This is a genomic window from Streptomyces sp. NPDC044719 (genome assembly GCF_056433405.1).
This window is the reverse complement of the sequence record NZ_JBWKHE010000003.1, coordinates 178902-204293: the sequence shown is the minus strand read 5'-3', so window position 1 is coordinate 204293 and position 25392 is coordinate 178902. Positions and strand designations below refer to the sequence as shown.

General features: G+C 71.4%; 22 protein-coding genes and 1 tRNA gene. 10 read left to right on the top strand and 13 right to left on the bottom strand.

Going from position 1 to position 25392, the window contains the following annotated elements:
- Nucleotides 1-7 precede the first annotated feature (7 nt).
- The 3 genes from cydB to AC07DF_RS12455 all read left to right on the top strand — a co-directional run bounded on the left by cydB (nt 8) and on the right by AC07DF_RS12455 (nt 5683).
- On the top strand, nt 8-1012 hold the full coding sequence (cydB, locus tag AC07DF_RS12465; RefSeq protein ID WP_478969813.1) for a cytochrome d ubiquinol oxidase subunit II: 1005 nt from the start codon (nt 8-10) through the stop codon (nt 1010-1012).
- A gap of 12 nt (nt 1013-1024) precedes the next feature.
- Entirely contained in the window at nt 1025-4513 is a 3489-nt protein-coding gene (cydD, locus tag AC07DF_RS12460) for a thiol reductant ABC exporter subunit CydD (protein WP_478969811.1), read from the top strand.
- Nucleotides 4514-4630: 117 nt separating this feature from the next.
- Nucleotides 4631-5683, top strand: coding sequence for a M23 family metallopeptidase (locus AC07DF_RS12455; RefSeq protein WP_478969810.1), 1053 nt, complete (start codon nt 4631-4633; stop codon nt 5681-5683).
- 92 nt (nt 5684-5775) lie between these two features.
- On the opposite strand, the gene AC07DF_RS12450 is transcribed toward AC07DF_RS12455, so the two are convergent.
- From AC07DF_RS12450 to AC07DF_RS12435, 4 genes are all read right to left on the bottom strand, one after another.
- Nucleotides 5776-6645, bottom strand: coding sequence for a Cof-type HAD-IIB family hydrolase (locus tag AC07DF_RS12450; RefSeq protein ID WP_478969808.1), 870 nt, complete (start codon nt 6643-6645; stop codon nt 5776-5778).
- Nucleotides 6646-6750: 105 nt separating this feature from the next.
- On the bottom strand, nt 6751-7653 hold the full coding sequence (locus tag AC07DF_RS12445) for an LLM class flavin-dependent oxidoreductase (protein ID WP_478969806.1): 903 nt from the start codon (nt 7651-7653) through the stop codon (nt 6751-6753).
- Between the two features lie 83 nt (nt 7654-7736).
- Nucleotides 7737-8285: an RNA 2'-phosphotransferase gene (locus AC07DF_RS12440; protein ID WP_478969804.1), complete on the bottom strand. Its 549-nt coding sequence runs from the start codon at nt 8283-8285 to the stop codon at nt 7737-7739.
- A gap of 152 nt (nt 8286-8437) precedes the next feature.
- Entirely contained in the window at nt 8438-10195 is a 1758-nt protein-coding gene (locus AC07DF_RS12435; RefSeq protein ID WP_478969802.1) for an SDR family oxidoreductase, read from the bottom strand.
- Nucleotides 10196-10374: 179 nt separating this feature from the next.
- Here AC07DF_RS12435 and AC07DF_RS12430 point away from each other — a divergent pair, with 179 nt between their 5' ends.
- The 6 genes from AC07DF_RS12430 to AC07DF_RS12405 all read left to right on the top strand — a co-directional run bounded on the left by AC07DF_RS12430 (nt 10375) and on the right by AC07DF_RS12405 (nt 14642).
- The gene (locus AC07DF_RS12430) at nt 10375-11343 is read left to right on the top strand and encodes an ABC transporter ATP-binding protein (protein WP_399022461.1); all 969 of its coding nucleotides are present in this window, start codon (nt 10375-10377) and stop codon (nt 11341-11343) included.
- Nucleotides 11333-12250, top strand: coding sequence for an ABC transporter permease (locus AC07DF_RS12425; RefSeq protein WP_478969800.1), 918 nt, complete (start codon nt 11333-11335; stop codon nt 12248-12250). The genes AC07DF_RS12430 and AC07DF_RS12425 overlap by 11 nt, the downstream gene beginning before the upstream one ends.
- The gene (locus AC07DF_RS12420) at nt 12247-13158 is read left to right on the top strand and encodes an ABC transporter ATP-binding protein (RefSeq protein ID WP_184593781.1); all 912 of its coding nucleotides are present in this window, start codon (nt 12247-12249) and stop codon (nt 13156-13158) included. The genes AC07DF_RS12425 and AC07DF_RS12420 overlap by 4 nt, the downstream gene beginning before the upstream one ends.
- Before the next feature lie 9 nt (nt 13159-13167).
- Nucleotides 13168-13887, top strand: coding sequence for an ABC transporter permease subunit (locus tag AC07DF_RS12415; RefSeq protein WP_478969797.1), 720 nt, complete (start codon nt 13168-13170; stop codon nt 13885-13887).
- A gap of 103 nt (nt 13888-13990) precedes the next feature.
- On the top strand, nt 13991-14269 hold the full coding sequence (locus AC07DF_RS12410; RefSeq protein ID WP_478969795.1) for an SGM_3592 family protein: 279 nt from the start codon (nt 13991-13993) through the stop codon (nt 14267-14269).
- Nucleotides 14270-14538: 269 nt separating this feature from the next.
- Nucleotides 14539-14642, top strand: a tRNA-OTHER gene (locus tag AC07DF_RS12405).
- 51 nt (nt 14643-14693) lie between these two features.
- On the opposite strand, the gene AC07DF_RS12400 is transcribed toward AC07DF_RS12405, so the two are convergent.
- The 9 genes from AC07DF_RS12400 to AC07DF_RS12360 form a co-directional block, all read right to left on the bottom strand.
- Entirely contained in the window at nt 14694-15512 is an 819-nt protein-coding gene (locus AC07DF_RS12400; RefSeq protein ID WP_478969793.1) for an HAD family hydrolase, read from the bottom strand.
- A complete protein-coding gene (gene serS / locus AC07DF_RS12395) occupies nt 15509-16786 on the bottom strand; it encodes a serine--tRNA ligase (protein WP_478969791.1) in 1278 nt (425 codons plus the stop codon). Before serS ends, AC07DF_RS12400 begins: the two co-directional genes overlap by 4 nt.
- 528 nt (nt 16787-17314) lie before the next feature.
- On the bottom strand, nt 17315-18247 hold the full coding sequence (pheA, locus tag AC07DF_RS12390; RefSeq protein ID WP_478969789.1) for a prephenate dehydratase: 933 nt from the start codon (nt 18245-18247) through the stop codon (nt 17315-17317).
- Nucleotides 18248-18309: 62 nt separating this feature from the next.
- Complete coding sequence (efeB, locus tag AC07DF_RS12385; RefSeq protein ID WP_478969787.1) at nt 18310-19596, bottom strand: iron uptake transporter deferrochelatase/peroxidase subunit; 1287 nt, start codon at nt 19594-19596, stop codon at nt 18310-18312.
- Between the two features lie 6 nt (nt 19597-19602).
- Nucleotides 19603-21690, bottom strand: coding sequence for a copper resistance CopC/CopD family protein (locus tag AC07DF_RS12380; protein ID WP_478969785.1), 2088 nt, complete (start codon nt 21688-21690; stop codon nt 19603-19605).
- A gap of 13 nt (nt 21691-21703) precedes the next feature.
- On the bottom strand, nt 21704-22189 hold the full coding sequence (locus AC07DF_RS12375) for a copper chaperone PCu(A)C (RefSeq protein WP_478969783.1): 486 nt from the start codon (nt 22187-22189) through the stop codon (nt 21704-21706).
- Nucleotides 22186-22839 (bottom strand): SCO family protein, encoded by a 654-nt coding sequence (locus tag AC07DF_RS12370; protein WP_399022280.1) that lies wholly within the window; start codon nt 22837-22839, stop codon nt 22186-22188. The genes AC07DF_RS12375 and AC07DF_RS12370 overlap by 4 nt, the downstream gene beginning before the upstream one ends.
- Nucleotides 22840-22934: 95 nt before the next feature.
- Nucleotides 22935-23678: a YcnI family copper-binding membrane protein gene (locus AC07DF_RS12365; RefSeq protein WP_478969780.1), complete on the bottom strand. Its 744-nt coding sequence runs from the start codon at nt 23676-23678 to the stop codon at nt 22935-22937.
- Between the two features lie 161 nt (nt 23679-23839).
- The gene (locus AC07DF_RS12360) at nt 23840-24655 is read right to left on the bottom strand and encodes a hypothetical protein (RefSeq protein WP_478969778.1); all 816 of its coding nucleotides are present in this window, start codon (nt 24653-24655) and stop codon (nt 23840-23842) included.
- 244 nt (nt 24656-24899) lie between these two features.
- Here AC07DF_RS12360 and AC07DF_RS12355 point away from each other — a divergent pair, with 244 nt between their 5' ends.
- A complete protein-coding gene (locus AC07DF_RS12355) occupies nt 24900-25370 on the top strand; it encodes an ATP-binding protein (protein WP_478969776.1) in 471 nt (156 codons plus the stop codon).
- Nucleotides 25371-25392 lie beyond the last annotated feature (22 nt).

Genomic DNA, 25392 nt, shown 5'->3' with positions numbered 1-25392 from the left:
CACAGTCATGGAACTGCACGACGTCTGGTTCGTCCTGATCGCCGTCCTGTGGACCGGCTACTTCTTCCTTGAGGGCTTCGACTTCGGGGTCGGTGTGCTCACGAAGCTGCTCGCCCGCAACCGGCCCGAGAAGCGCGTGCTGATCAACACCATCGGACCCGTCTGGGACGGCAACGAGGTCTGGCTGCTCTCGGCGGGCGGTGCCACCTTCGCCGCCTTCCCCGAGTGGTACGCGACGCTCTTCTCCGGCTTCTATCTGCCCCTGCTGCTCATCCTGGTCTGCCTGATCGTCCGGGGTGTGGCCTTCGAGTACCGCGTCAAGCGACCCGAGGAGAGCTGGCAGCGCAATTGGGAGACGGCGATCTTCTGGACCTCGCTGCTCCCCGCGTTCCTGTGGGGTGTGGCCTTCGGCAACATCGTGCGGGGCGTGAAGATCGACCAGGACTTCAACTACGCCGGCGGCGTCCTCGACCTGCTCAACCCGTACGCGCTGCTGGGCGGTCTGGTCACGCTATCGCTGTTCACCTTCCACGGAACGGTGTTCGTCGGGCTCAAGACCGTCGGGGAGATCCGGGAGCGGGCACGGAAGCTGGCGCTGCGCGTCGGGCTGCTGACCGCCCTGCTGGCCTTCGCCTTTCTGCTGTGGACGCAGGCCGACCGGGGCGACGGTGTCTCGCTCGTCGCGGTGGTCGTCGCTGTCGCGTCCCTTCTCGTGGCGCTGGTCGCGGCACGGGCCGGGCGTGAGGGCTGGGCGTTCGCCCTGTCGGGGCTCACCATCGTGGCCACGGTGGCAATGCTCTTCCTGACGCTGTTCCCGAACGTCATGCCGTCGACGCTGAACCCGGACTGGAGCCTGACCGTCACCAACGCCTCATCCAGCCCGTACACGCTGAAGATCATGACCTGGTGTGCCGGGATCGCCACCCCGATCGTCCTGCTCTACCAGGGCTGGACGTACTGGGTGTTCCGCAAGCGGATCGGCACGCAGCACATCGCCGAGACCGCGCACTGAGGTGTGTTTCACGTGAAACCAATCGATCCGCGTCTGCTCCGGTACGCCCGTGCCACCCGGGTCTTCCTGGGGGCGGTTGTCGCCCTGGGAGCCGTCGGGGCGGGGTTGGTCATCGCGCAGGCGATGCTCATCGCCGAGGTGGTGGTCGGCGCTTTCCAGCACCGCATGCAGGTGACGGAACTCGGCACTCCCCTGCTGCTGTTGGCCGCCGTCGCGGCCGGCCGGGCGCTGGTCGGCTGGCTCACCGAGCTCGCCGCCCACCGGGCGAGCGCGGCGGTGAAGTCCGAGCTGCGGGGGCGGCTGCTGGAGCGTTCCGCGCAATTGGGGCCCGGGTGGCTGAGTGGGCAGCGGACCGGTTCGCTGGTCGCCCTGGCCACGCGGGGAGTCGACGCCCTCGACGACTACTTCTCGCGGTATCTGCCGCAGTTGGGTCTCGCGGTGGTCGTGCCGGTGGCGGTGCTGGCGCGGATCGTCACCGAGGACTGGGTCTCCGCGGCCATCATCGTGGGCACCCTGCCGCTCATCCCGGTCTTCATGGTCCTGATCGGCTGGGCCACCCAGTCCCGGATGGACCGTCAGTGGCGGCTGCTGTCCCGGCTGTCCGGGCACTTCCTGGACGTCGTCGCCGGGCTGCCGACGCTGAAGGTCTTCGGCCGTGCCAAGGCGCAGGCCGAGTCGATCCGGCGGATCACCGGCGAGTACCGGCGGGCGACCATGCGGACGCTGCGGATCGCCTTCATCTCCTCCTTCGCGCTGGAGCTGCTCGCGACGATCTCGGTGGCGCTGGTCGCCGTCACGATCGGCATGCGGCTGGTGCACGGCGAGATGGACCTGTACATCGGCCTGGTCATCCTGATCCTGGCGCCGGAGGCGTATCTGCCGTTGCGGCAGGTCGGGGCGCAGTACCACGCGGCGGCGGAGGGTCTCGCCGCGGCCGAGGAGATCTTCGAGGTCCTGGAGACGCCGGTGCCGGTGTCCGGGGCCGAGGCCGTCCCCGCGGGCGCGCTGGCGTTCGAGGGCGTGACGGTCCGGTACCCGGGGCGCGCGGCGGACGCCGTGGCGGACGTGTCCTTCACCGTCGAGCCCGGGGAGACGGTCGCGCTCGTCGGGCCGAGCGGTGCCGGAAAGTCGACGCTGCTCAGTGTGCTGCTGGGCTTCGTGCGGCCGGACGAGGGGCGGGTGCGGGCCGGGGGAGTCGACCTGGCCGATGCCGATCTGGACCAGTGGCGCTCCCGGATCGCGTGGGTGCCGCAGCGTCCGCATCTGTACGCCGGGACGATCGCCGAGAACGTACGGCTGGCACGGCCCGACGCCGATGACGACGCCGTCCGGCGGGCGCTGCGGGACGCCGGAGCACTGGAGTTCGTGGACGCACTGCCGGAGGGCACGGGGACCGCGCTGGGCGAGGACGGGGCCGGGCTGTCGGCCGGGCAGCGGCAGCGGCTCGCGCTGGCTCGGGCGTTCCTCGCCGACCGGCCCGTGCTGCTGCTCGACGAGCCGACGGCCGCGCTGGACGGGGCCACCGAGGCCGAGGTCGTGGCCGCGGTACGGCGGCTGACGGCCGGGCGGTCCGTGCTGCTGGTGGTGCACCGTCCGGCCTTGCTGGGGGTGGCGGACCGGGTGGTGCGCCTGGCCGAGCCCGAGGCGACCGCTGTGCCGGTCACGCCGGCCTCGGTCCACAAGGCGGGTTCCGTCGAGGGCGAGCTGCTCGCGTCGGCCGGTCCGACCGAGCCCGACGGGGCATCCGCTCCGGGCCCTGTCCTCACCCGCGTGCGCGCCATGTCCGGAGCCCGGCGCGGGCGGCTGGGGCTCGCGCTGCTGCTCGGCAGTCTCGCGCTCGGGAGTGCCGTGGGGCTCATGGCCACCTCCGGGTGGCTGATCTCGCGGGCCTCGCAGCAGCCGCCCGTGCTGTATCTGATGATGGCCGTGACGGCGACGCGGGCCTTCGGGATCGGGCGGGCCGTGTTCCGGTACGCCGAGCGGCTGGTCTCGCACGACGCCGTGCTGCGGATGCTCGCGGACACCAGGGTCGCGGTGTTCCGCAGGCTCGAACGGCTGGCGCCCGCCGGGCTGCGCCGGACTCGCCGGGGCGATCTGCTCTCCCGGCTCGTCGCGGACGTGGACGCGCTGCAGGACTACTGGTTGCGGTGGCTGCTGCCGGCCGGGGCGGCCGTCGTCGTGTCGGCCGCGTCCGTCGGCTTCACGGCGTGGCTGCTGCCGGAGGCCGGGGCTGTACTCGCGGCCGGGCTGCTGGCGGCGGGTGTGGGTGTGCCGCTGATCACCGCTGCCGTGGCGCGGCGGGCCGAGCACCGGCTGGCCCCCGCCCGCGGCGTACTGGCGACACGGGTGGCCGATCTGCTCACCGGCACTGCGGAGCTGACCGTCGCCGGTGCCCTGCCCGCGCGGACCGCCCGGGCACGCGAGGCCGACGGGGCGCTCACCCGGATCGCCTCGCGCGCCGCCACCGCCACGGCCCTCGGCGACGGGCTCACCGCGCTGATCTCCGGCCTGACCGTCACGGCCGCCGCCCTGGTCGGCGCCCAGGCGGTCGCGGCCGGGCGGCTGGACGGGGTGACCATGGCCGTCGTCGTCCTCACCCCGCTGGCCGCCTTCGAGGCCGTGCTCGGGCTGCCGCTCGCCGTGCAGTACCGGCAGCGGGTGCGCCGGAGCGCCGAGCGGGTGTACGAGGTGCTGGACGCCCCGGAACCCGTCGGGGAGCCGGAGCGTCCCCGGCAGGCGCCCGCGTCGCCGTTCCCGGTCGCCCTCAAGGGGCTGACCGCGCGGTACGAGGGGCAGGACCGGGACGCGCTGGCCGGGCTCGCCCTGACCCTCGAGGAGGGTCGCAGGGTCGCCGTGGTCGGACCGTCCGGATCCGGCAAGACGACGCTGGCGCAGCTGCTGCTGCGGTTCCTGGACGCGCGGGCGGGTGCGTACACACTGGCGGGCGTGGACGCGTACGCGCTGCACAGTGACGACGTGCGGAAACTCGTCGGGCTGTGCGCGCAGGACGCGCACCTCTTCGACAGCTCGCTGCGCGAGAACCTGCTGCTCGCCAAGAAGGACGCCACCGAGGACGAGCTGCGTTCCGCGCTCGGGCGGGCCCGGTTGCTGGACTGGGCGGACGGCCTGCCCGACGGGCTCGACACGCTCGTCGGCGAGCACGGGGCACGGCTGTCCGGAGGGCAGCGGCAGCGGCTGGCACTGGCCCGCGCGCTGCTCGCCGACTTCCCCGTCCTGGTGCTCGACGAGCCCGCCGAGCACCTCGACCTGCCGACGGCGGACGCGCTCACCGCCGATCTGCTGACCGCCACCGAGGGCCGTACGACCCTGCTCATCACGCACCGGCTGGCGGGCCTGGAGGCCGTCGACGAGGTGCTCGTGCTGGACCAGGGACGGGTGGTGCAGCGCGGGTCGTACCCGGAGCTGATGGGCGTGGACGGACCGCTGCGGGAGATGGCGGAGCGGGAGGCGGCGTCGGAGGAACTGGCGGGAGCGCGGTAGCGGCGTGCACCCCGCACTGGGCGGCTTCGCGCGCACTGATCCATTCGGAGCAGCCGGTCCCCCAGCCGTACGACGTGAACAGGACCGGGCCCGCACGGCTGGGCGAGGATCGCTGACATGCGCTCATATCGCCGCTGTCGCCTGCTGGTTCCGGTCCTGCTGTGCGCGCTGGCGGCCCTCGCGGCCCGGCCGACGGTGGCGGACAAGGAGCCCGGGAACGGCGGGGACACGGGCATCAGCGCCGAGGTGGCGCGGCTGTACGAGGACGCGGCGGTAGCGACCCAGCTGTACGAGGCCGGTCGCAAGGAGGCCGATGAGCAGCGGGCCAAAGCGCAGCGGGCGGAGGCTCTCCTGGACACGCAGCGGCGGCACATCGCGGGCCTGAACGAAGACCTGGGCCGGATCGCCCGTGCCCAGTACCGGGGCAGCGGTGGTCTGCCGGTGGCCGCGCAGATGATCCTCGCCGACAGCCCCGACGACCTGATGCGAGGTCAGCACGCCTTCTCACAGACGAATCTCGCCGTGAACAACGCGATCTCCAAGAGCCGCCGGGCCGAGGCACGGCTCACCGCGGACGAGGCCAAGGCCGCGGCCGAGTGGGAGGCGCTGGAGAGGCGGAACGTACAACTGGCCGACCTGAAGGCCGGCATCGAGCGGAAGCTCGAGGAGGCCCGCTCCAAGCTCCAGGGGCAGGCGGATGCCTCGGTCGCCGCCGGGGCGTGCCGTGGGGCCGTCCGGCTCGACCAGCCGGAGACGGGGTTCACAAGTGCGTGGGTCGCGCCCGTGGAGACGTACGAGCTGTCCGCGTCCTACGGCAGCGGCGGCGCGCGGTGGTCGAGCAGGCACACCGGGCAGGACTTCGCGGTGCCGATCGGCACGCCGGTGCGGTCCGTGGGGACGGGCCGGGTGGTGAGGGTGTCCTGCGGCGGCCCCTTCGGCATCGAGATCGTGCTGAAGCACGCGGGGGGCTACTACACGCAGTACGCCCATCTCGCGTCCGTCGCGGTCGACCAGGGGGAGCACGTCAGCCCCGGCCAGTGGATCGGCCAGTCGGGCACCACGGGCAACTCCACCGGACCGCATCTGCACTTCGAGACCCGGGTCACACCGGAGATGGGCTCGGCGGTGAACCCGGTGTCATGGCTGGAGGCGCGCGGGGTGTCGCTCTGACGGAGCGGCCGGACCGCTTCGGAAGGCTCGACCGCACTGCAAGGCTCGACCGCTTTGCAAGGCTCGACCGCTTTGGAATGAGCGGGCGACACCTACACCCGCTCGGCCACCAACTGCTCGATCACGACCGCGACCCCGTCCTCGTTGTTCGCGACCGTCCGGCCGGAGGCCGCGGCGATCACGTCCGGGTGGGCGTTGCCCATCGCGTACGACCGGCCGGCCCAGGTCAGCATCTCGACGTCGTTCGGCATATCGCCGAAGGCGACGACCTCCTCGTGCGAGATGCCGCGTTCGGCGCAGCACAGGGCGAGCGTGCTGGCCTTGGACACCCCGGGGCCGCTGATCTCGAGCAGGGCGCTGGGGCTGGAGCGGGTCACACTGGCGCGGTCGCCGATCGCGAGCCGGGCCAGGGTCAGGAAGGCATCGGGGTCGATCTCCGGGTGGTAGGCCAGGATCTTCAGCACCGGCTCCCCGGCCGCTCGGTGGTCCGGGCCCAGGAGCTCCTCCGCCGGGGCGAGGCTGTCGGGGATCTCCATGTGCAGCTTCGGGTACGCCGGTTCCTGGTAGAAGCCGTAGGTCTGCTCCACGGCGTACACCGTGCCCGGCGCCGCGTCACGCAGCAGCCCTACGGCGTCCAGGGCGTTCTCCCGCTCCAGCTCCCGCACCTTCACGAAGTTGTGGGCGCCGGGGCCGCCGTGCAGGTCGACCACGGCGGCGCCGTTGCCGCAGATCGCCAGTCCGTGGCCGTGCACGTGGTCGCTGACGACGTCCATCCAGCGTGCCGGGCGGCCGGTGACGAAGAAGACCTCGATGCCCGCCTCCTCGGCGGCGGCAAGCGCCGCCACCGTGCGGGGGGACACCGACTTGTCGTCGCGCAACAGGGTGCCGTCGAGGTCGGTGGCGATCAGCCGCGGCGGGAGGGTCTCGGCCGCGGTATCGGGCTGTCGGGTCGCTGAGGTCACCGGGTCATTGTCCCGCAGATGCCCGCACGGGCGTGCGGGGCTCCGCACAGGTGAGTGGAGGCCGCTCTCACCAGGGCTTTTCCGAGGAAGGAGCGCTCAGGCGCCTCAGCGCAGCTGAGCCGGCGCCTCCATGGCGATCTGCTCGAAGACCTTCTCGTCCGCCGCGAAGGGCGAGTCCGGGATGGGCCAGTGGATCACGAGCTCCGTGAAGCCCAGCTCGGCGTGCCGGCCGGCGAAGTCGACGAAGGCGTCCAGCGACTGGAGCGGGCCGGTGCGGTCCGGCGTGAACCCGCTGAGCAGGACCCGGTCGAGGCCGGTCATGTCCCGGCCGACCTCGGCGCAGGTGTCGGCCAGCTTCTCGGCCTGTCGGCGCAAGGCCTGGATCGACTGTTCAGGGGTGCCGTTCTCGTACAGCTTGGGGTCGCCGGTGGTCACCCACGCCTGGCCGTACCGGGCGGCGAGCCGCATCCCGCGCGGGCCCGTCGCGGCCACCGCGAACGGCAGCCTGGGGCGCTGCACACAGCCGGGGATGTTCCGCGCCTCGTGCGCCGAGTAGAAGTCACCCTCGTACGACACCGCGTCCTCGCTGAGCAGCCGGTCGAGCAGCGGGACGAACTCGGCGAACCGGTCGGCGCGCTCGCGCGGGGTCCACGGATCCTGGCCGAGCGCGGTGGCGTCGAAACCGGAGCCGCCCGCGCCGATGCCCAGTGTGACCCGCCCGCCGGAGATGTCGTCCAGGGAGATGAGCTCCTTGGCGAGGGTCACCGGGTGCCGGAAGTTCGGTGAGGTCACCAGCGTGCCGAGCCGAAGCCGGTCGGTGACGGCCGCGGCGGCGGTGAGGGTCGGCACGGCACCGAACCACGGGCCGTCCCGGAAGCTGCGCCAGGACAGATGGTCGTAGGTGTACGCGGTGTGGAAGCCGAGCTGCTCGGCGCGTGTCCAGGCCGTACGGCCGCCTTCGTTCCAGCGCCGGTACGGGAGGATCACGGTGCTCAGGTGCAGACTCATGGCGACGAGCCTAAAGGAGCCCTGAGGGGTGCCCGTGTTTCACGTGAAACAGTCACCGTCAGCGGCCGGTCACGCACCACAGGTCAGTGGGGTGCGGGGAAGCGGAGATACCGCGGCGGTACGGCCTCGGTCAGCCACACGCCGTTCGCGCTCACGCGGAAGACATGGCCGTCGCGGTGCATGGCGGCCGCGTCCACCGTCAGCACGATCGGCCGGCCACGGCGGGCGCCGACGCGGGTCGCCGTCTCGCGGTCGGGTGAGAGATGCACGTCGTGCCGGTTCATCGGCCTGAGCCCCTCGACGCGGATCGCGTCCAGGTGGCGGGCGACAGTGCCGTGGTAGAGGTGCCCGGGCGGGATCGCCGGCGCCAGCCCGAGGTCGACCTCGACGCTGTGGCCCTGGCTGGCGCGGATCCGCGTCCCTTCGACAGCGAAACGGCGCTTGTCGTTGGTGGTGACGACATGGTCCAGTTCGTCGCGGGTGAACCGGAATCCGTGCGCGGCGGCCGCGGCGATCAGCGTGTCGATCTCCACCCAGCCGCCCTCGTCGAGCGCCAGCCCGATTCGCTCCGGCTGGTGACGCAGATGCTTCGAGAGATACTTCGACACCCTGACGGTGCGTCTTTCGTCCATCCCACCAGAGTGCGGGAGAGACGGGAATCACGCGATCGAGTATTGCTTCCGAGGTTTGATCCACAACGAAGTACGGTTATCCACAGGGGAATTGACGGTTCTGTGGACAACAGGTCCTCGAATCAAGGGCCTTGGGCCCGCCGCACGGGCTGTCACATCGGCGGCTTCGCCCGCGCGATCCCCCGCAAGACCCCCGGCGCCAGCCGTGACAGCACCCGCGCACCCCATGCCTCCGGAGTGACCGGAACCACCGCCTCGTCACGCACCACCGCCCGCAGGATCGCGGCGGCCACCTTCTCCGGCGGATAGTTCCGCAGCCCGTACAGACGGGCGGCGCGCTGCTGGAGCCGGGTCTCCTCCTGGGCGTCGACCCCGGCGAAGCGCGCCGTGGACGTGATGGCGGTGTTGACGATGCCGGGGCAGACCGCCGTCACGCCGATCCCCTGCCCGGCGAGCTCCGCCCTCAGGCACTCGCTGAGCATCAGCACGGCCGCCTTGGAGGTGCTGTAGGCCGGCAGGGCCCGGGACGGCAGGAACGCCGCCGCGGACGCCACGTTGACGATGTGGCCGCCCTGCCCGCGCTCGGCCATCCGCCGGCCGAAGAGCCGGCAGCCGTGGAGCACGCCCCACAGATTGACGTCGAGCACCTTCTTCCAGTCCTCCGCCGTGGTGTCGAAGAAGGACCCGGACAGTCCGATCCCGGCGTTGTTCACCAGGACGTCCACCACGCCGTACTCGAGGGTGACCTTCTCGGCGAGTTTCTCCATGGCCTGCTCGTCGGAGACGTCGGCCGTCTCCGCCCAGGCCGCCGAGGCGCCCATGAGACGGGACGACTCGGCGGTGCGGGCCGCCGCCTCGGCGTCCCGGTCGACGGCCACCACGCGTGAGCCCGCCTCCGCGAAGGCCAGCGCCGTCGCCCGCCCGATGCCGCTGCCCGCCCCGGTGACCAGCACGAGCTGCCCGGAGAACCGCTCGGTGTGCTTCCCGCTCGCCGCCGCCGGGGACCGGCCGTCCTCGACGGACGTCACGAAGTCCCCGATCCACGAAGCGAGCTGATCCGGACGGGTGCGCGGGATCCAGTGCCCCGCCGGGAGCGTCCTGCGGGTCAGCCGCGGAACCCACTGCTCCAGCTCGTCGTGAAGCCGCTCCGACAGGAACCGGTCCCCCAGGGGCGTGATGAGCTGCACGGGCGCGTGGGCGTGCGCGTCCGGGCGCGGCCTGCGCAGCCGGGGCCGCACGTTGTCCCGGTACAGCCAGGCCCCGTGCGCCGCGTCCGACGGCAGGGACGAGGTCGGGTAGCCGTCGCGCGGCACCTTCTCGACCCGCTCCAGGAGCTTCGGCCAACGCTTGCCGAGCGGGCCGCGCCAGGCGAGCTCGGGCAGCACGGGCGTGTGCAGCAGGTACACGTACCAGGACTTCGCGCCCTGCCCGAGGAGCTGGCCGACCCGGCGCGGGGTGGGCCGCTTCACACGCCGGCTGATCCAGTGGCCGAAGTGGTCGAGGGACGGCCCTGACATCGAGGTGAAGGAGGCGATACGGCCCTCGGTGCGCCGGACGGTGGTGAACTCCCAGGCCTGCACCGAGCCCCAGTCGTGCCCGGCCAGGTGCACGGGCCCGTCCGGGCTGACCGCGTCCGCGACGGCCAGGAAGTCGTCCGTCAGCTTCTCCAGCGTGAACCCGCCCCGCAGCGGCCGCGGCGCCGTCGACCGGCCGTGGCCGCGGACGTCGTACGCCACGACGTGGAAACGCCCGGCGAGCCGCGCGGCGACCTCGGACCACACTTCCTTGCTGTCGGGGTAGCCGTGCACGAGGACGACCGTCGGGCGACGTGGATCGCCCATCTCGGCCACGCACAGCTCGACTTCGCCGGTTCGTACCCAGCGCTCCCGCGCGCCCGTGAGCAACGTCATCCGGCGAATCTGGCAGTTGTTAGAGAGTTCGTCAATAGGGCGCTGCTCCGGCCCCACCCGGCGTGGTAACTCTCGAGAACCAGCTCCCCTAGGGGCCCGTAATACTCAGGGCTGACCCGAATACAGCTCCACGGAGTGACGCCGGCCACGCTCACGGGCCCTACCTTCGAAGGGTGACTGTGATCGCGACCGAAAGCCTGAGCAAGCGGTTCCCGAGGGTGACCGCGCTTGACCGGCTCTCCGTGGACGTCGGGCCCGGTGTGACCGGACTCGTCGGAGCCAACGGGGCCGGCAAGTCCACACTGATCAAGATCCTGCTGGGTCTGTCCCCGGCCACCGAGGGCCGCGCCGACGTGCTCGGCCTCGATGTCGCCACCAAGGGCGCCGACATCCGTGAGCGAGTCGGCTACATGCCCGAGCACGACTGCCTGCCGCCGGACGTCTCGGCCACCGAGTTCGTCGTCCACATGGCGCGCATGTCCGGCCTGCCGCCCACCGCGGCGCGCGAGCGCACGGCCGACACCCTGCGCCACGTCGGGCTGTACGAGGAGCGCTACCGCCCCATCGGCGGCTACTCGACCGGCATGAAGCAGCGCGTCAAGCTCGCCCAGGCCCTGGTGCACGACCCGCAGCTGGTCTTCCTGGACGAGCCGACCAACGGCCTCGACCCGGTCGGCCGCGACGAGATGCTCGGCCTGATCCGCCGGATCCACACCGACTTCGGCATCTCCGTCCTGGTCACCTCGCACCTGCTGGGCGAACTGGAGCGCACCTGCGACCACGTCGTCGTCATCGACGGCGGCAAGCTCCTGCGCTCCAGCTCCACCACGGACTTCACCCAGACCACGACGACCCTCGCGATCGAGGTCACCGACACCGACGAGCACCCGGACGGCACCCGGGCGGTGCGCGACGCGCTGCACGCGCGCGGGGTGAGCGTGGAGGACGGCAGCGGCCTGCCGGGCGCCGGCCACGTCCTGCTGCTCACCGCCCAGGGAGAGGAGACGTACGACCTGGTCCGGGACGTGATCGCCGACCTCGGACTCGGCCTGGTGCGCATGGAGCAGCGCCGCCACCACATCTCCGAGGTCTTCACGAGCAGCGACGAGCGCGAACAGCGGAAGGAGGCGGTCGGCCATGGCGGTTGAGCACTCCACGGGGACATCCGCCCCGGCACCGGGTGACCAGACCCGCATCCACAACATCGGCTACCGCACCTACGACGGCCCCCGCCTGGGCCGCGCCTACGCCCGACGCTCCCTGTACTCGCAGTCCCTGCGCGGCTCCTACGGCCTCGGCCGCTCGGTGAAGTCCAAGGTGCTGCCGATGCTGCTCTTCGTGGTGATGTGCGTTCCCGCGGCCATCATGGTCGCCGTGGCGGTCGCCACCAAGGCCAACGCCCTGCCCGTGGACTACACGCGCTACGCGATCGTCATGCAGGCGGTCATCAGCCTGTACGTCGCCTCGCAGGCCCCCCAGTCGGTCTCGCGCGACCTGCGCTTCAAGACCGTGCCGCTGTACTTCTCGCGGCCCATCGAGACCGCGGACTACGTGCGCGCGAAGTTCGCCGCGCTGGCCTCGGCGCTGTTCATCCTCACGGCCGCCCCGCTGCTCGTGCTCTATGTGGGCGCGCTGCTGGCCGAGCTCGACTTCGCCGACCAGACCAAGGGATTCGCACAGGGACTCGTCTCCGTGGCACTGCTCTCACTGCTGTTCGCCGGTATCGGCCTGGTCATCGCCTCCTTCACCCCGCGCCGCGGCTTCGGCATCGCGGCCGTGATCGCCGTGCTGACCATCACCTACGGCGCGGTCTCCACCCTGCAGGCCATCGCCGACGTCCAGGGCAGCAGCGACGCCGTGCCGTTGATCGGGCTGTTCTCGCCGATCACCCTCGTCGACGGCGTGCAGTCCGCCTTCCTTGGCGCGACCTCCGCCTTCCCCGGCGGGGTGGGCCCGAGCAATGCCGAGGGCGTCGTCTTCGTCCTCGTCGCCCTGGGCCTGATCGCGGCGAGCTACGGCCTCCTGATGCGCCGCTACAAGAAGGTGGGACTGTGACCACGCTCTCCATCGACCATGTCTCCCGCTGGTTCGGCAACGTGGTCGCCGTCAACGACATCACCATGACCATCGGCCCCGGCGTCACGGGCCTCCTCGGCCCCAACGGCGCCGGAAAGTCCACTCTCATCAACATGATGGGCGGCTTCCTGGCCCCCTCCACCGGCACGGTCACCCTCGACGGGCAGCCCGTGTGGCGCAACGAGCAGATCTACCGGCACATCGGCGTCGTCCCCGAGCGCGAGGCGATGTACGACTTCCTCACCGGGAAGGAGTTCGTCCTGGCCAACGCCGAGCTGCACGGCCTGGGCGCCAAGGCGGCCCAGAAGGCGCTGGCCACGGTCGAGATGGAGTACGCCCAGGACCGCAAGATCCAGACGTACTCCAAGGGCATGCGCCAGCGCGTGAAGATGGCCTCAGCCCTGGTCCACGACCCGTCCCTGCTCCTGCTGGACGAACCCTTCAACGGCATGGACCCGCGCCAGCGCATGCAGCTGATGGACCTGCTGCGCCGCATGGGCGACGAGGGCCGCACCGTGCTGTTCTCGTCCCACATCCTCGAAGAGGTCGAGCAACTCGCCTGGCACATCGAGGTCGTCGTCGCCGGCCGGCACGCCGCCAGCGGTGACTTCCGCAAGATCCGGCGCCTGATGACCGACCGGCCGCACCGCTACCTGGTGCGTTCCAGTGACGACCGCGCCCTCGCGGCCGCTCTGATCGCCGACCCTTCGACATCCGGGATCGAGGTCGACCACGCCGAGGGCGCGCTGCGCATCCAGGCCGTCGACTTCGGCCGCTTCACGGCTCTGCTGCCGCGTGTGGCGCGCGAGCACGGCATCCGCCTGCTCACGGTCTCGCCGTCCGACGAGTCCCTCGAGTCCGTGTTCTCGTACCTGGTCGCGGCGTAGGAGGCCCTGATGTACGACCCCACAGTCGCCCGGCTCACCTACCGGGCTCTGCTCGGCCGGCGCCGGGCCCTCATCCTCGGTGCCCTGCCCCTGCTGCTGATCGTCATCGCCGTGGCGGTGCGCGCTCTCACCGGTGCGGACGACCAGACGGCCTCGGACCTGCTGGGCGGGCTCGCCCTGGCCACGATGGTGCCGCTCATCGGCGTCATCGCCGGAACCGGCGCGATCGGGCCGGAGATCGACGACGGCTCGGTGGTGTATCTGCTGTCCAAGCCGATCAAACGGCCGACCATCATCTTCACCAAGCTGATCGTCGCCGTCGCCGTGACCATGGTGTTCTCCGCGGTGCCGACGCTCATCGCGGGCTTCATCCTGAACGGCAACGGCCAGCAGATCGCCGTGGCCTACACGGTGGCGGCCCTGGTCGCGTCCATCGCGTACGCGGCCCTGTTCCTGCTGCTCGGCACGGTCTCCCGGCACGCGGTGGTGTTCGGCCTCGTCTACGCGCTGGTCTGGGAGGCCCTGTTCGGCTCCCTGGTGCCGGGCGCCCGCACGCTGAGCGTCCAGCAGTGGTCGCTGGCCGTGGCCCAGAAGGTGTCCGGCGGAGACATGGTGACCTCGGACGTCGGCCTGACGACGGCCACGGTGCTGCTGGTGGCAGTCACGGTCCTGGCCACCTGGTACGCCGGACAGAAGCTGCGCTCGCTGACGCTCGCCGGCGAGGAGTGACGTGGCCCGGGCCTTGACGGGGGCTTCACCTCTGTCGGGGCACACTGGGCAAACGGGATGCAAGGGAACCACACGGGAGTTGGACGGCTGGGAGGAGACGGGGATGGCGGGCGAGAGGGCTCAGTACGAGGACGGCGATCAGGCCGGGGCGGAGCCCGGGGCCGGGTCCCGTTCCGGGTCCGGAGGCGACGCCTGGGACGACCTCGTTCTGGACGACGACTTCATACGCTCCGCCGGGACCTCCGAGCCGTCCGCTCGGGCCCGGATGCTCGCCGAGCGCTGGCGCCGGGAGGAGCCGGAGCCGCAGCCCTGGCGCTCCGACGAGCCGCCCGCGGGATGGTTCTTCAGCAAGGTCCGGCGGCGCAGGTGGCGCAGGCGCTGAAGACGGACGATTTAATCGGTGGCGTCCAATTCGCCCGGCGGGCAGAGTGGTTGTGTCCACCCCGCCGGGCGAGGAAGCCCGGCGCCGAGTTCTGGGAGAGGAGCGGGACGATGTCCATGCACGGCAGTACGTCCAGCTCCCTTCAGGGCAGCCCGCGGCAGGCTCCGGAGTAGTCGCTACCCCACTCCGTAGAGCTCGCCCGATACGGGGAGCTGCCCGGGGCGGCCGCTTCGAGCACGCGAATCGCATATCGCGTGGGCCGCCCACCCGGAGGATTGGCCGAGTGGTAAGGCACTGGCTTGCGCTGTGTTTGATCAGAAGCGAGTCATGGTCGGGCTGGAAGCCCGCGCACGTTCGATCCGTGCATCCTCCGCCGCGCGCAAGACCCGAATGCGCAAGACCCGAATGCGCAAGACCCGAAGGCTCAGCCCAGCAACCGCTCCAGCACCACCGCGATGCCGTCCTCCTCGTTCGAGGACGTCACCTCGTCGGCCACGGCCTTCAGTTCCTCGTGGGCGTCCGCCATGGCGACACCGTAGGAGGACCAGGCGAACATCGGTATGTCGTTGGGCATGTCGCCGAAGGCGATCGTGTCGGCCGCCTTCACCTTGAGCCGGCGGGCCGCCAGGGACAGGCCGGTGGCCTTGGACAGGCCCAGGGGGAGGAGTTCGACGATGCCCGCCCCCGCCATGACGACGCTGACGAAACCGCCGGCGGTGCGCGCGGCCACCTCGCACAGCTCGTCGTCCGACAGCGTCGGGTGCTGGATGTACAGCTTGTTCAGCGGCGCGGACCACAGGTCGGAGGCGTCCGCGAAGGGCGTCGCGGGGAGGGTGCCCTGGACCGCGTAGCCGGGACCGACCAGCACCTCTCCGTCCAGGCCGTCGCGGCTCGCGGCCAGGTGCAGCGGGCCGACCTCCGCCTCGATCTTGGCCAGCGCCACCCCGGCCAGCTGCCGGTCCAGCGTCACCGACGTCAGCAGGCGGTGGGCGCCGGCGTCGTAGACCTGCGCGCCCTGGCCGCAGACGGCCAGCCCCTGGTAGCCCAGGTCGTCGAGGATGTGCCGGGTCCACGGGACCGCGCGGCCGGTGACGACGATGTGCGCGGCGCCCGCCGCGGTGGCCGCGGCGAGCGCGTCACGGGTGCGCTCCGAGACCGACTCGTCGGAGCGCAGCAGCGTCCCGTCGAGGTCGGTGGCGATCAGCTTGTACGGGAAGCCGCCCGAAGGGGCCGTGTCGCTCACTTGGACACCGGCTCCAGGACCTCCCGGCCGCCCAGGTACGGGCGCAGCACCTCGGGCACGCGCACCGAGCCGTCGGGCTGCTGGTGGTTCTCCAGGATCGCGACGATCGTGCGCGGTACGGCGCACAGGGTGCCGTTGAGCGTGGCCAGCGGCTTGACCTGCTTGCCGTCACGGACACGGATCGACAGCCGGCGGGACTGGAACTCGGTGCAGTCCGAGGTCGAGGTCAGCTCGCGGTACTTGCCCTGGGTCGGGATCCAGGCCTCGCAGTCGAACTTGCGGGAGGCCGAGGCGCCCAGATCGGCGCTCGCCACGTCGATCACTCGGTACGGCAGCTCCAGGGAGGTCAGCCACTGCTTCTCCCACTCCAGCAGGCGCTGGTGCTCGGCCTGCGAGTCCTCGGGAGCGACGTAGGAGAACATCTCGACCTTGTCGAACTGGTGCACGCGGAAGATGCCCCGGGTGTCCTTGCCGTGCGAACCGGCCTCGCGGCGGAAGCAGGGCGAGAAGCCCGCGTAGCGCAGGGGGAGGCGGTCGGCATCGAGGATCTCGTCCATGTGGTACGCCGCCAGCGCCACCTCGGACGTGCCGACCAGGTAGAGGTCGTCGTCGGCGAGGTGGTAGACGTCCTGGGAGGCCTGGCCGAGGAAGCCCGTGCCCGCCATGGACTGGGGACGGACCAGGGCCGGGGTGAGCATCGGGGTGAAGCCGGCCGCGGTGGCCTGGGCCATCGCCGCGTTCACCAGGGCGAGCTCCAGGAGCGCGCCGATGCCCGTCAGGAAGTAGAAGCGCGAGCCGGAGACCTTGGCGCCACGCTCGACGTCGATCGCGCCGAGGATCTGGCCGAGCTCCAGGTGGTCCTTGGGCTCGAAGCCCTCGGCGGCGAAGTCGCGGATCGTGCCGTGCGTCTCCAGCGTGACGAAGTCCTCCTCGCCGCCTACGGGCACGTCCGGGTGGACGAGGTTGCCGAGCTTCTGGAGCAGTTCCTGGGTCTCGGTCTCGGCCGCGTCGCGGTCCGCGTCGGCCGCCTTGACGTCGGCGGAGAGCTGGCCCGCCTTCTTCAGCAGCTCGGCCTTCTCGTCCCCGGCCGCCTTGGGGATGAGCTTGCCGAGCGCCTTCTGCTCGGCGCGCAGCTCGTCGAAGCGGACGCCGGACGACCTGCGCCGTTCGTCGGCAGACAGGAGGGCGTCGACGAGCGCGACGTCCTCTCCACGGGCGCGCTGGGACGCGCGCACACGGTCGGGGTCCTCACGAAGCAGGCGAAGGTCAATCACGAGCCCAAGGCTACCGGTGCGCGATGACCGCCCACGACTCACTATTCCGGCTGCACATTACGTACCGTTATGGGGGAATTGCGAGCAGTGTCAATAAACAGCCCGCCTCTCCCCGGAACGAGGCATCCCCCGGGCGTCGCATTGACTCGAATCCCTTGCGGGAGGCGGGACTTGGGATTCGGTTGTCCACAGGGATCCACACCCACCCGAGAGTTATCCACAGGCTGTGTGGAAGATCTGTGGACTTCGGAATTGATCACTCCGGAAGGCCTTGTCGTCCCTCAGAATTCCCGGCACAAACCCGCTCTATCCTCACTTTCGGTGGAATCAGTTCACCCCGAAGAGTTACACAAAGGAAAACGGTGGACGAAGGGTGACCTGCGCGTCGATGGACGCATCAGGGGCCTGTAGGGCGATTTGTCGACTGACTCACGCTTCGTTGTCGACTTGTCCCCAGGTCGAGAAGCCAACCTGTGGATAACTTCTGTGGATAACGACAATCAGCAGGTACGACAGCCCGGGAGCGGCCTAGAAGCGCCCGTCCTGGCACCGCGCCACCCAGTCCGCCGCCTCCGCGAACTCCTCGTCCGACGTCCCCAGCCTCGGCGGCTGGACATCCCCGGGCCGCATGTCCGCGCGTGGATAGGAGCCGAGGTAGCGCACCTGGAGGCAGATCCGCTTCAGGCCCTTCAGGGCATCGGCCATCCGGCGGTCGGAGATATGGCCCTCGGCGTCGATGCAGAAGCAGTAGTTGCCGATGCCGGCACCGGTGGGCCGGGACTGGAGCAGCATCAGGTTGATGCCCCGCGTGGCGAACTCGCCCAGCAGGTCGCGCAGACCACCGGGGTGGTCGTCGCGCTGCCACAGCACGATGGACGTCTTGTCCGCGCCGGTCGGTGCCGCGGGCCGGGCGGGCCGGCCGACCAGCACGAACCGTGTCTGGGCGTTCTCCGCGTCGTGGATCCCCGTTTCCAGGGCCTCGAGGCCGTAGCGGGCGGCCGCGAACTCACCGGCGAAGGCGGCGTCGTACTGGCCCTCCTGGACCAGCCGGGCGGCGTCCGCGTTCGAGGCCGCCGACTCCCAGTGCGCGTCCGGCAGGTTCTTCTTCAGCCAGTTGCGCACCTGCGGCTGGGCGGCGGGGTGGGCGGAGACCGTCTTGATGTCCGACAGCTTCGTGCCCGGGCGGACCAGCAGCGCGAAGGTGATCGACAGCAGCACCTCGCGGTAGATCATCAGTGGCGCGCCGGCGACCAGCTCGTCGAGGGTGGTGGTGATGCCGCCCTCGACGGAGTTCTCGATCGGCACGAACGCGGCCTCGGCCTCGCCGGTCCGCACCGCGTCGAGCGCGGACTGGACGGAAACGTAGGGGGTGAGTTCCCGGGTGGCGGCCTCGGGAAGCGTGCGCAGGGCGACTTCGGTGAAGGTGCCCTCAGGGCCGAGATACGCATAGCTCGCTGGCATGACCTCACCCTAATGGGCCCGCGGAATCGACATCCCCCACAAGCCCACCCAGAGACAAACTCTCACCCCTCCAGCAACTTCTGCCCCACGTACTCGCCCTCCGCGGCCCCGCCCGGCACCGCGAACAGCCCGCTCGACTCGTGCCGGATGAACGGCGACAGGGCGTCGCCGCGGTCGAGCTTGCGCTGCACCGGCACGAAGCCGCGCAGCGGATCGGCCTGCCAGCAGATGAAGAGCAGTCCCGCGTCGGGCACGCCGTCGGCGTCGATGCCGTCGTGGAAGGAGAACGGGCGGCGGAGCATCGCCGCACCGCCGTTCTGGTCGGGCCGCGTGATCCGGGCGTGGGCGTTGATCGGGACGACCAGGTTGCCCTTGGCGTCCGTCTTCTCCAGGTCCATCGCGGTCGTCTCGCTGCCCCCGGACAGCGCCGCCCCGTCGGACTTGCGGCGTCCGATCACGTCCTCCTGCGCCTTGCCGGAGAGCTTCTCCCAGTCGTCGAGGAGCATGCGGATCCGGCGTACGACGGCGTAGGAGCCGTTCGCCATCCAGGCCGGTTCGCCCTTCTCCGGGACGAAGATCCGCTGGTCGAAGTCGGGCTCGGCCGGCTTCGGGTTGCGGGTGCCGTCGATCTGGCCCATCAGGTTGCGGGCCGTCATGGGGTGGGCGGTGGCGCCCGGCGAGCGGTTGAAGCCGTTCATCTGCCAGCGGACCCGGGCCGCCGAGCCGGTGTCCTTCTGGATGGCGCGCAGGGCGTGGAAGGCGACCAGGGAGTCGTTGGCGCCGATCTGCACCCACAGATCGCCGTTGCTGCGGTTCTTGTCGAGGTGGTCGGAGGAGAACTCGGGCAGCGGGTCGAGGGAGGCCGGGCGCTGTTTCTCCAGGCCGGTCCTGGCGAAGAAGCTGTGGCCGAAGCCGAAGGTGATCGTCAGTGACGAGGGTCCGGCGTCCCGGGCCACGCCGGTGTCGTCGTGCCCGCTCGGCTCGCCCGCCATCAGCCGCCGGGCCGTCTTCGACCAGCGGCGCAGCAGGGCGGCCGCCTCCTTGCGACCAGCGCCCGCCGTCAGGTCGAAGGCCACGACATGGCCGCGGGCCTGGAGGGCGTCGGTGATGCCGGGCTGATGTTTCCCGTGAAACATCGCCCGGTCGGTGCCGAGCGAGGTGAGCGGTGCGGCGGCCTCAGAGGGCGCGGCGGCGTATCCCCCGGCCGCGCCCGCCGTACCGAGCACGAGCCCGGTGGCACCGGCGGTGCCGAGCATCCGGCGCCGTGAGAAGCCCTTCGCGGGGGCCGCGTCGGTCTCACCCGGGGCGGTGCCGGGAGTACGGGCCTTTGGACTGGACTGGTCAACCATGGTCGTTCAGCCGATCTGCGCGTTCTTGGAGACGGTCACCTCGTCGATGTCGGAGGTCCGCACGGTCACGTCGACCTGCCAGTCGCCGGCCATGGGGATCTGCACTCCGTTCGCCGACCAGTGTCCGGTAGCGATGTGGTCGGGGACGACGGGCAGGGGCCCGAGGTCCTTGGCTTTCAGGGTGAAGTCGACCTTCACCTCGGGGATGTCGAAGGCCCGGCCGTTGGGCCGTGCCACGTAGACGTGCATCTCGTTGTCGCCCACGCGCGCGGGGTCGAGGTCGATCGTCACGATGCCCTTGCCGTCCTCGCCGCCGGTGTCGAACGGCATGTCCAGGGTCAGCGCCCCGGAGGCTCCGGCGTCGGCGGACGCGGACGCGGAGGACGAGGCGGCCGCCTTGGCCTCCTGCTCCGTGCGGCCCGGCTCGGTCTGCGTCAGCACGGTGGTGACGGCGAGCAGGACGACCGCGATGCCGGCCTCGGCCAGTACGGAGCGGCGCAGTCCGAAGCGGTTCGGATCGGCGTCCCGCAGCTGCTTCTGCCGGGCGGTGTCCCGAGCTGCCCGCTGCCGGGCGAGCTGCGCGGCGCGCTCGGCGTCGGCGGGCTCGGCGTCGGCGGGCTCGCCGTTGTCGCCGGGCTCGGAATCAAGCTGCTCGTCGGCGTCGGGGTCGGCGCCCGTCTCGCTGTCGGCGCCGGTCCGGCTGTCGGTGTCTGTGCCGGTCCGGTTGCCGCCGGAAGCGTCGGCGTCTGTGCCGGTCCGGTCGCCGCCGGAAGCGTCGGCGTCTGTCCCGGTCCGGTCGCCGCCGGAGGCCTCGGCCCCCGCGCCGACGCGGGCCATTTCCCGGTCCGCCGATGCCGGCACCGCCTCCAGCAGCCGCCCCGTCCAGCGCCGCGAGATCCACGCGACGCCGACCAGGACGACCACGAGGGCGATCTTGGCCAGGAGCAGCTGCCCGTACCGGGTGTCGGTGAAGGCCGACCAGGAGCCGAGCTGGCGCCAGGACTGGTACGTCCCGGTCGCGATCAGCGCGAGCACGCTGCCGAAGGCGACACGGGAGAAGCGGCGTACGGCCGCCGCGTCGACGGGCGCGTCGGCGGGGGCCCGGTACAGGGCGACCAGGAGCGCACCCAGCCCGCCGAGCCACGCGGCGACAGCCAGCAGGTGGACGACGTCGATCGGCATCGAGATGCCCGCCTGGAGCCCGACCGAGGCGTGCTCCGACATCGCCCAGCTCGCGGCGAGCCCGGCCGCCACGACGACGCCACCGATGGCGAGACCGAAGGTCAGGTCGCGCTTCTCCTGGGCGTCCTCGCGCTTGTCGTACGCCCCGAACAGCACGGAGATGAACAGTGCCGCGGCGGCGAGCAGCAGCAGCCGGGACACCAGGGCCGCGCCGGTCTTGGTCTCGAGCACCTGCCCGAGCAAGGACAGGTCGAAGACGTCGGCGACCTTCCCGGAGCCGGTGAAGGAGCCGCGCAGGAGCAGCAGCGCGAGGGTCGCCGCGGTGAGCGCGAGCCACCCGGAGACGACGAACCGCTGCACCGGCCGTACCCCGGAGCCGCGTCGCCAGCAGGCGAGGACGAAGGCGGCGCCGCCGGCCATCACGATGAATCCGGCGTACGACACATACCGCCCGAAGCCGTACAGCCAGCCGACGACCCCGTCGTCGGTCGCCTGCTGGGAAACCGTCGCGGAGGTCTTGGAGGGGGCGCCGATCGAGAAGGTGTAGGCGCCGGCGACGGGATGGCTGTCCGCGGAGACGACCTGGTAGGCCACCGTGTACGTGCCGTCGGGCAGGCCCGGCTTCAGCGGCACGGCATACGTCGTCCCGCTCACGTTGGACGGCTCGGCCGTGTCGACCCGCTTGCCGTCGGGGTCGAGCACGCGCAGCGAGTCGTCGGACAGCGCGACCTGCTCGGAGAAGGTGAGCGAGATCCGGGCCGGAGCCTCCTGGACCACCGCCCCCTGCCCGGGGTCGCTGCCCGTCACCGCGGCGTGCGCGGAGGCGGGGCCGGCCCCGGCGAGAAGTGCGCAGGCCGCGCCCAGGAGCAGCAGCACCAGGGTCCGGACGCGGGGAGCGATGGTCTGTGTCACAGGGAGCCCTCCCTCAGTGTCCGGTCTTCGGGCGGTAGGTCGCCGACTTCACCGGCATCTCGACCTTGACGGGTCCGGAGCGGGCGAAGCGCAGCTCGAGGGTGACCGTCTGGCCTTCCTTCGGCTGGCGCTTCAACTGCTCGAACATCAGATGGTCGCCGCCGCTCTTCAGCACCAGTTCGCCGTGGGCCGGGACCTTGAGGGCCTTGACCTCCCGCATGGCTCCGCCGGTGGTCTCGTGCACGGTGACCTGGCCGGCGACGTCGCTCGTGACCGAGGTCAGCTCGTCGGCGGCACCGCCCTTGTTGGTGACGGTGAAAAAGCCGGCCGCCATCTCGTCGGAGACCGGCTGCGGCATGTACGCGGAGCCGACGGAGAGTTCCGCCTTCCCGTCCGCGGAGCCGCTGCCGGACGCGGAGCCGGAGTCCGAGCCACCGCAGCCCGCCAGGGCCAGTGCCCCGGTCAGGACGAGGGCCGCCGGGCCGAGTCGACGCCTCACGGGTTCGCTCCCTTGACGATCTCGGGGAGGTCCTTGGTGTAGTCGTCGACGGTGGCGTCCTCGCCGTAGAGCACATAGCCGCCGTCGGTCTTCGGCGAGAACGCGATGACCTGGGTGCCGTGCTCGGAGATGATCTTGCCGTTCTTGTCCTTCCTCGGCGCGTCGAGGGAGATGCCGAGGGTGCGGGCGCCGGCCTGGATGGTCGCGAAGTCGCCGGTGAGCCCGATGAACTGGGGGTCGATGCCCTTGAGCCACTTGCCGAGCTCGGCCGGGTTGTCGCGGTCCGGGTCGGTGGTGACGAACACGACGCGCAGGTCGTCCTGTTCGGCCTTGGGCAGCTGCTTCTTGGCCACGGCGATGTTGCTCATGGTCGACGGGCACACGTCGGGGCAGTGGGTGTAGCCGAAGTAGATCAGCGTGGGCTTGCCCTCGGTCTCCTTGCGGAGGTCGTACTTCTTGCCCTGCGTGTCGGTGAGGACCAGGTCCGGCTTTTCGAACGGCTTGTCGAGGACGGTGGCGGCCTTCTCGGTGCCGGCCTCCTCCGACACCACGGCGACGGGCTTGTCGCTGTCGCCGCCGCTGCCGCAGGCGGTCAGGGTCAGAGAGGCGGCGGCGAGCAGAGCGGCCGCGGCGAAGGTCTTGGTGCGCATAGAAAGGAATCCCAGATGTCGGTGACCCGGCGCGCACCGGGGTGACCCCGCCCGAGGGGCGGTGACCCGGCGCGCGCCGTGCAACGGAAGCGGCGTCAGGCGTTGGAGCGCCGACGGCCGGCGAGCACGCCGTAGGCGACGCCCGCCGCGCCGACCACGATGCCGACGATGCCCAGGACGCGGGCGGTGGTGTCGGTGCCGTCGGAGGAGCCGGTGTCGGAGGCGGTGGTCTTGGCGGCGGCCTTCTCGGCCGGTGCGGAGTCGGAGGCCTCGTCGCCCGACGAGCCGTGGTGCCCGTCCTCGGAGGCGGCGGACAGCTCCAGCACGGGGGCCGGGTTGTCGGGCTCCTCCTTGCCCTCCTGCGGCACCTCGATCCAGCGGACGACCTCCTTGTTGGAGTACGTCTGCAGGGCCTTGAAGACGAGTTCGTCGGCGTCCTCGGGCAGGGTGCCGATGGAGACCGGGAACTTCTGGAAGAAGCCGGCCTTGATGCCGTCGCCGTCGGCGGTCCAGGTGACCTTGGTGACGGCCTCTGCGATCTTCTCGCCGTGCATCTCCAGCGGCTTGTCCAGCTTGGACTTGGTGACCTTGATGTCCCAGCCGGGCACCGGCTCAGGCATGACGGAGGCCAGCGGGTGGTCGGTGGGGAAGTTGACCTCGAGCTTGGTGGTCGAGGCGTCGTCGCGCTCGTTCGGGACCTTGAAGTCCACGACCGCGTAGCCGCCCTTGGCGGCCTCCCCTTCGGGCTGCACGGTGACGTGCGCGAAGGCGGGGGCGGACAGGGCGAGAACGGTGACACCGGCGGCGGCACCGGCCGCGGCGATACGGGAAACCTTCATGGAAGAGAGCACTCCGCTGTGAGTCGGGTCGGGATGAGGAAGAGGGATCCGCGCACGCGCGCGTGCCGCACGACGGCGGCCCTTCCTCCGAGCCGTCCGGGATCCGGGGATTCAGAAGAATCCGGGAGGACCCGAAGAAGCGGAGTGGTGGTCGCGTCGCGTCAGGCGGCGAGGGCGAGTGCGGCTGCGGGAGCCGTGACGGTCGGCGGGCCCCGCCGGATCACCGTGTGCTGCAGTGCGGTGGTGCACGGCATCTCGGGCACGGGCCGCACGGCGCGCGCGGGGCCCGGGCGTGCCTCCGGCGCTCCCGGGAGTCCGGCACGCAGGGCGCGCACCAACGCGAACGCCGCCCGCAGGGAGCGCACCAGCGTCCCTTCGGTGACGCCCTGGGCCGACAGTTCGGTGAGTCGCAGCAGCGCCAGGTCGCCGTGGCGCAGCAGCCAGCCGGCGGCGATCGCCGCGAGGACATGGCCGAGCAGCATCGGCAGGGAGGGCCACAGCGAGGCCGGTGCGGCATCCGCGACCACGTGCGTGTGGGCGCCGCCCGTCGGCTGGAGCCGGGCGTCGGTGAGGATCTTGTGGGCCTGCGCCGGGCTGATCGCCGCCGCCGTGGTGCCGCACAGGAGCCGCGCGGCCTGCTGGACCAGCGCGGCGTCACTCGCGCCGGCCGGCACCGAGGACGTGGTGGCTGCGGCCGTACCGTGCTGCCCCAGCCCGAACAGGGTGTGCAGCACCGTCTGGCCGACCGCGAGCAGTGCCGCGATGCCCGGCAGTGAGCGCACGCGCCCCGCGAGCGGGGCGGCCACCGCGGCCACTCCGAGGAACCCGGCGCCCAGCGTCCACAGCGGAATGCCCTCGCACGACGCCAGCGCGTGACCTGCCCCGGCCAGCACGACGCAGACCGCGGCGAACACCGCGGCCCGCAGGATCCGGAGCGGGTGTCCGGAGCGCGTCGCGCGCGCGTGGGGGGCAGTCATGGCGGGCTCATCATCGCACTGGCCTCGCGGGCCTCGTGCGGCAGGTCCGCAAGATGCCGTACGACCCGAACGTCACCCTCTGGCCCCCCGCGCCCCCACTTGCGCCGATGTTGGCTCCTACATACACCGATCAGGACCAGCGCGCATCCGCCGTATGGGCGGCGTCACGTCAACTTCACGCTTACATGCGGGGACTCGGGGCAATACGTAACGGTATGTCGAGCCGCAGCCAGGAGGCTGGAGCATGAGCATCTGGTGGTCACTCCATTTGCGGCGCGAAGCTGCCAGCGTGCCTCTCGCCAGGCGCCTGCTGATCGGCACCATGGAGACCGCGGGCGTCGACCCGGACATCTCCTTCGACCTCTCCGTCGCCCTCAGCGAGGCCTGCGCGAACGCCGTGGAGCATGGCGGGGACATGGCACCCGGCGGCCCCGGCTCGGAGGCGTACCGGGTTACGGCCTACCTCGACGGCGAGAGGTGCCGGATCGAGGTCGCCGACGCGGGCCCGGGTTTCCCGGCGCCCCCGGCCGCCCGGCCTCGCCCGCCGATCAGGCCCGCGCACTCCGACGCGGAGAACGGCAGAGGGCTGTGCCTCATCCAGGAGCTCGCCGACCATGTCCACATCGGCAACAAGCCGGGCCGGGGCGGGGCCGTGGTGAGCTTCGACAAGGTCCTCAAGTGGCGCGAGGGCGCCGCGCCGCTGATGGCGGTCTGACCTCGCGGTGATGTTTCAGCGG

Excerpts from the sequence above, each read along its gene's own strand:
- AC07DF_RS12455 (WP_478969810.1), top strand. The coding sequence starts at position 4,631 with ATGCGCTCATATCGCCGCTGTCGCCTGCTGGTTCCGGTCCTGCTGTGC.
- cydB (WP_478969813.1), top strand. The coding sequence starts at position 8 with ATGGAACTGCACGACGTCTGGTTCGTCCTGATCGCCGTCCTGTGGACC.
- pheA (WP_478969789.1), bottom strand. The coding sequence starts at position 18,247 with ATGCCAGCGAGCTATGCGTATCTCGGCCCTGAGGGCACCTTCACCGAA.
- AC07DF_RS12355 (WP_478969776.1), top strand. The coding sequence starts at position 24,900 with ATGAGCATCTGGTGGTCACTCCATTTGCGGCGCGAAGCTGCCAGCGTG.
- AC07DF_RS12415 (WP_478969797.1), top strand. The coding sequence starts at position 13,168 with ATGTACGACCCCACAGTCGCCCGGCTCACCTACCGGGCTCTGCTCGGC.
- AC07DF_RS12435 (WP_478969802.1), bottom strand. The coding sequence starts at position 10,195 with ATGACGTTGCTCACGGGCGCGCGGGAGCGCTGGGTACGAACCGGCGAA.
- AC07DF_RS12445 (WP_478969806.1), bottom strand. The coding sequence starts at position 7,653 with ATGAGTCTGCACCTGAGCACCGTGATCCTCCCGTACCGGCGCTGGAAC.
- AC07DF_RS12410 (WP_478969795.1), top strand. The coding sequence starts at position 13,991 with ATGGCGGGCGAGAGGGCTCAGTACGAGGACGGCGATCAGGCCGGGGCG.
- efeB (WP_478969787.1), bottom strand. The coding sequence starts at position 19,596 with ATGGTTGACCAGTCCAGTCCAAAGGCCCGTACTCCCGGCACCGCCCCG.
- AC07DF_RS12440 (WP_478969804.1), bottom strand. The coding sequence starts at position 8,285 with ATGGACGAAAGACGCACCGTCAGGGTGTCGAAGTATCTCTCGAAGCAT.
- AC07DF_RS12370 (WP_399022280.1), bottom strand. The coding sequence starts at position 22,839 with ATGCGCACCAAGACCTTCGCCGCGGCCGCTCTGCTCGCCGCCGCCTCT.
- AC07DF_RS12425 (WP_478969800.1), top strand. The coding sequence starts at position 11,333 with ATGGCGGTTGAGCACTCCACGGGGACATCCGCCCCGGCACCGGGTGAC.
- AC07DF_RS12365 (WP_478969780.1), bottom strand. The coding sequence starts at position 23,678 with ATGAAGGTTTCCCGTATCGCCGCGGCCGGTGCCGCCGCCGGTGTCACC.
- AC07DF_RS12360 (WP_478969778.1), bottom strand. The coding sequence starts at position 24,655 with ATGACTGCCCCCCACGCGCGCGCGACGCGCTCCGGACACCCGCTCCGG.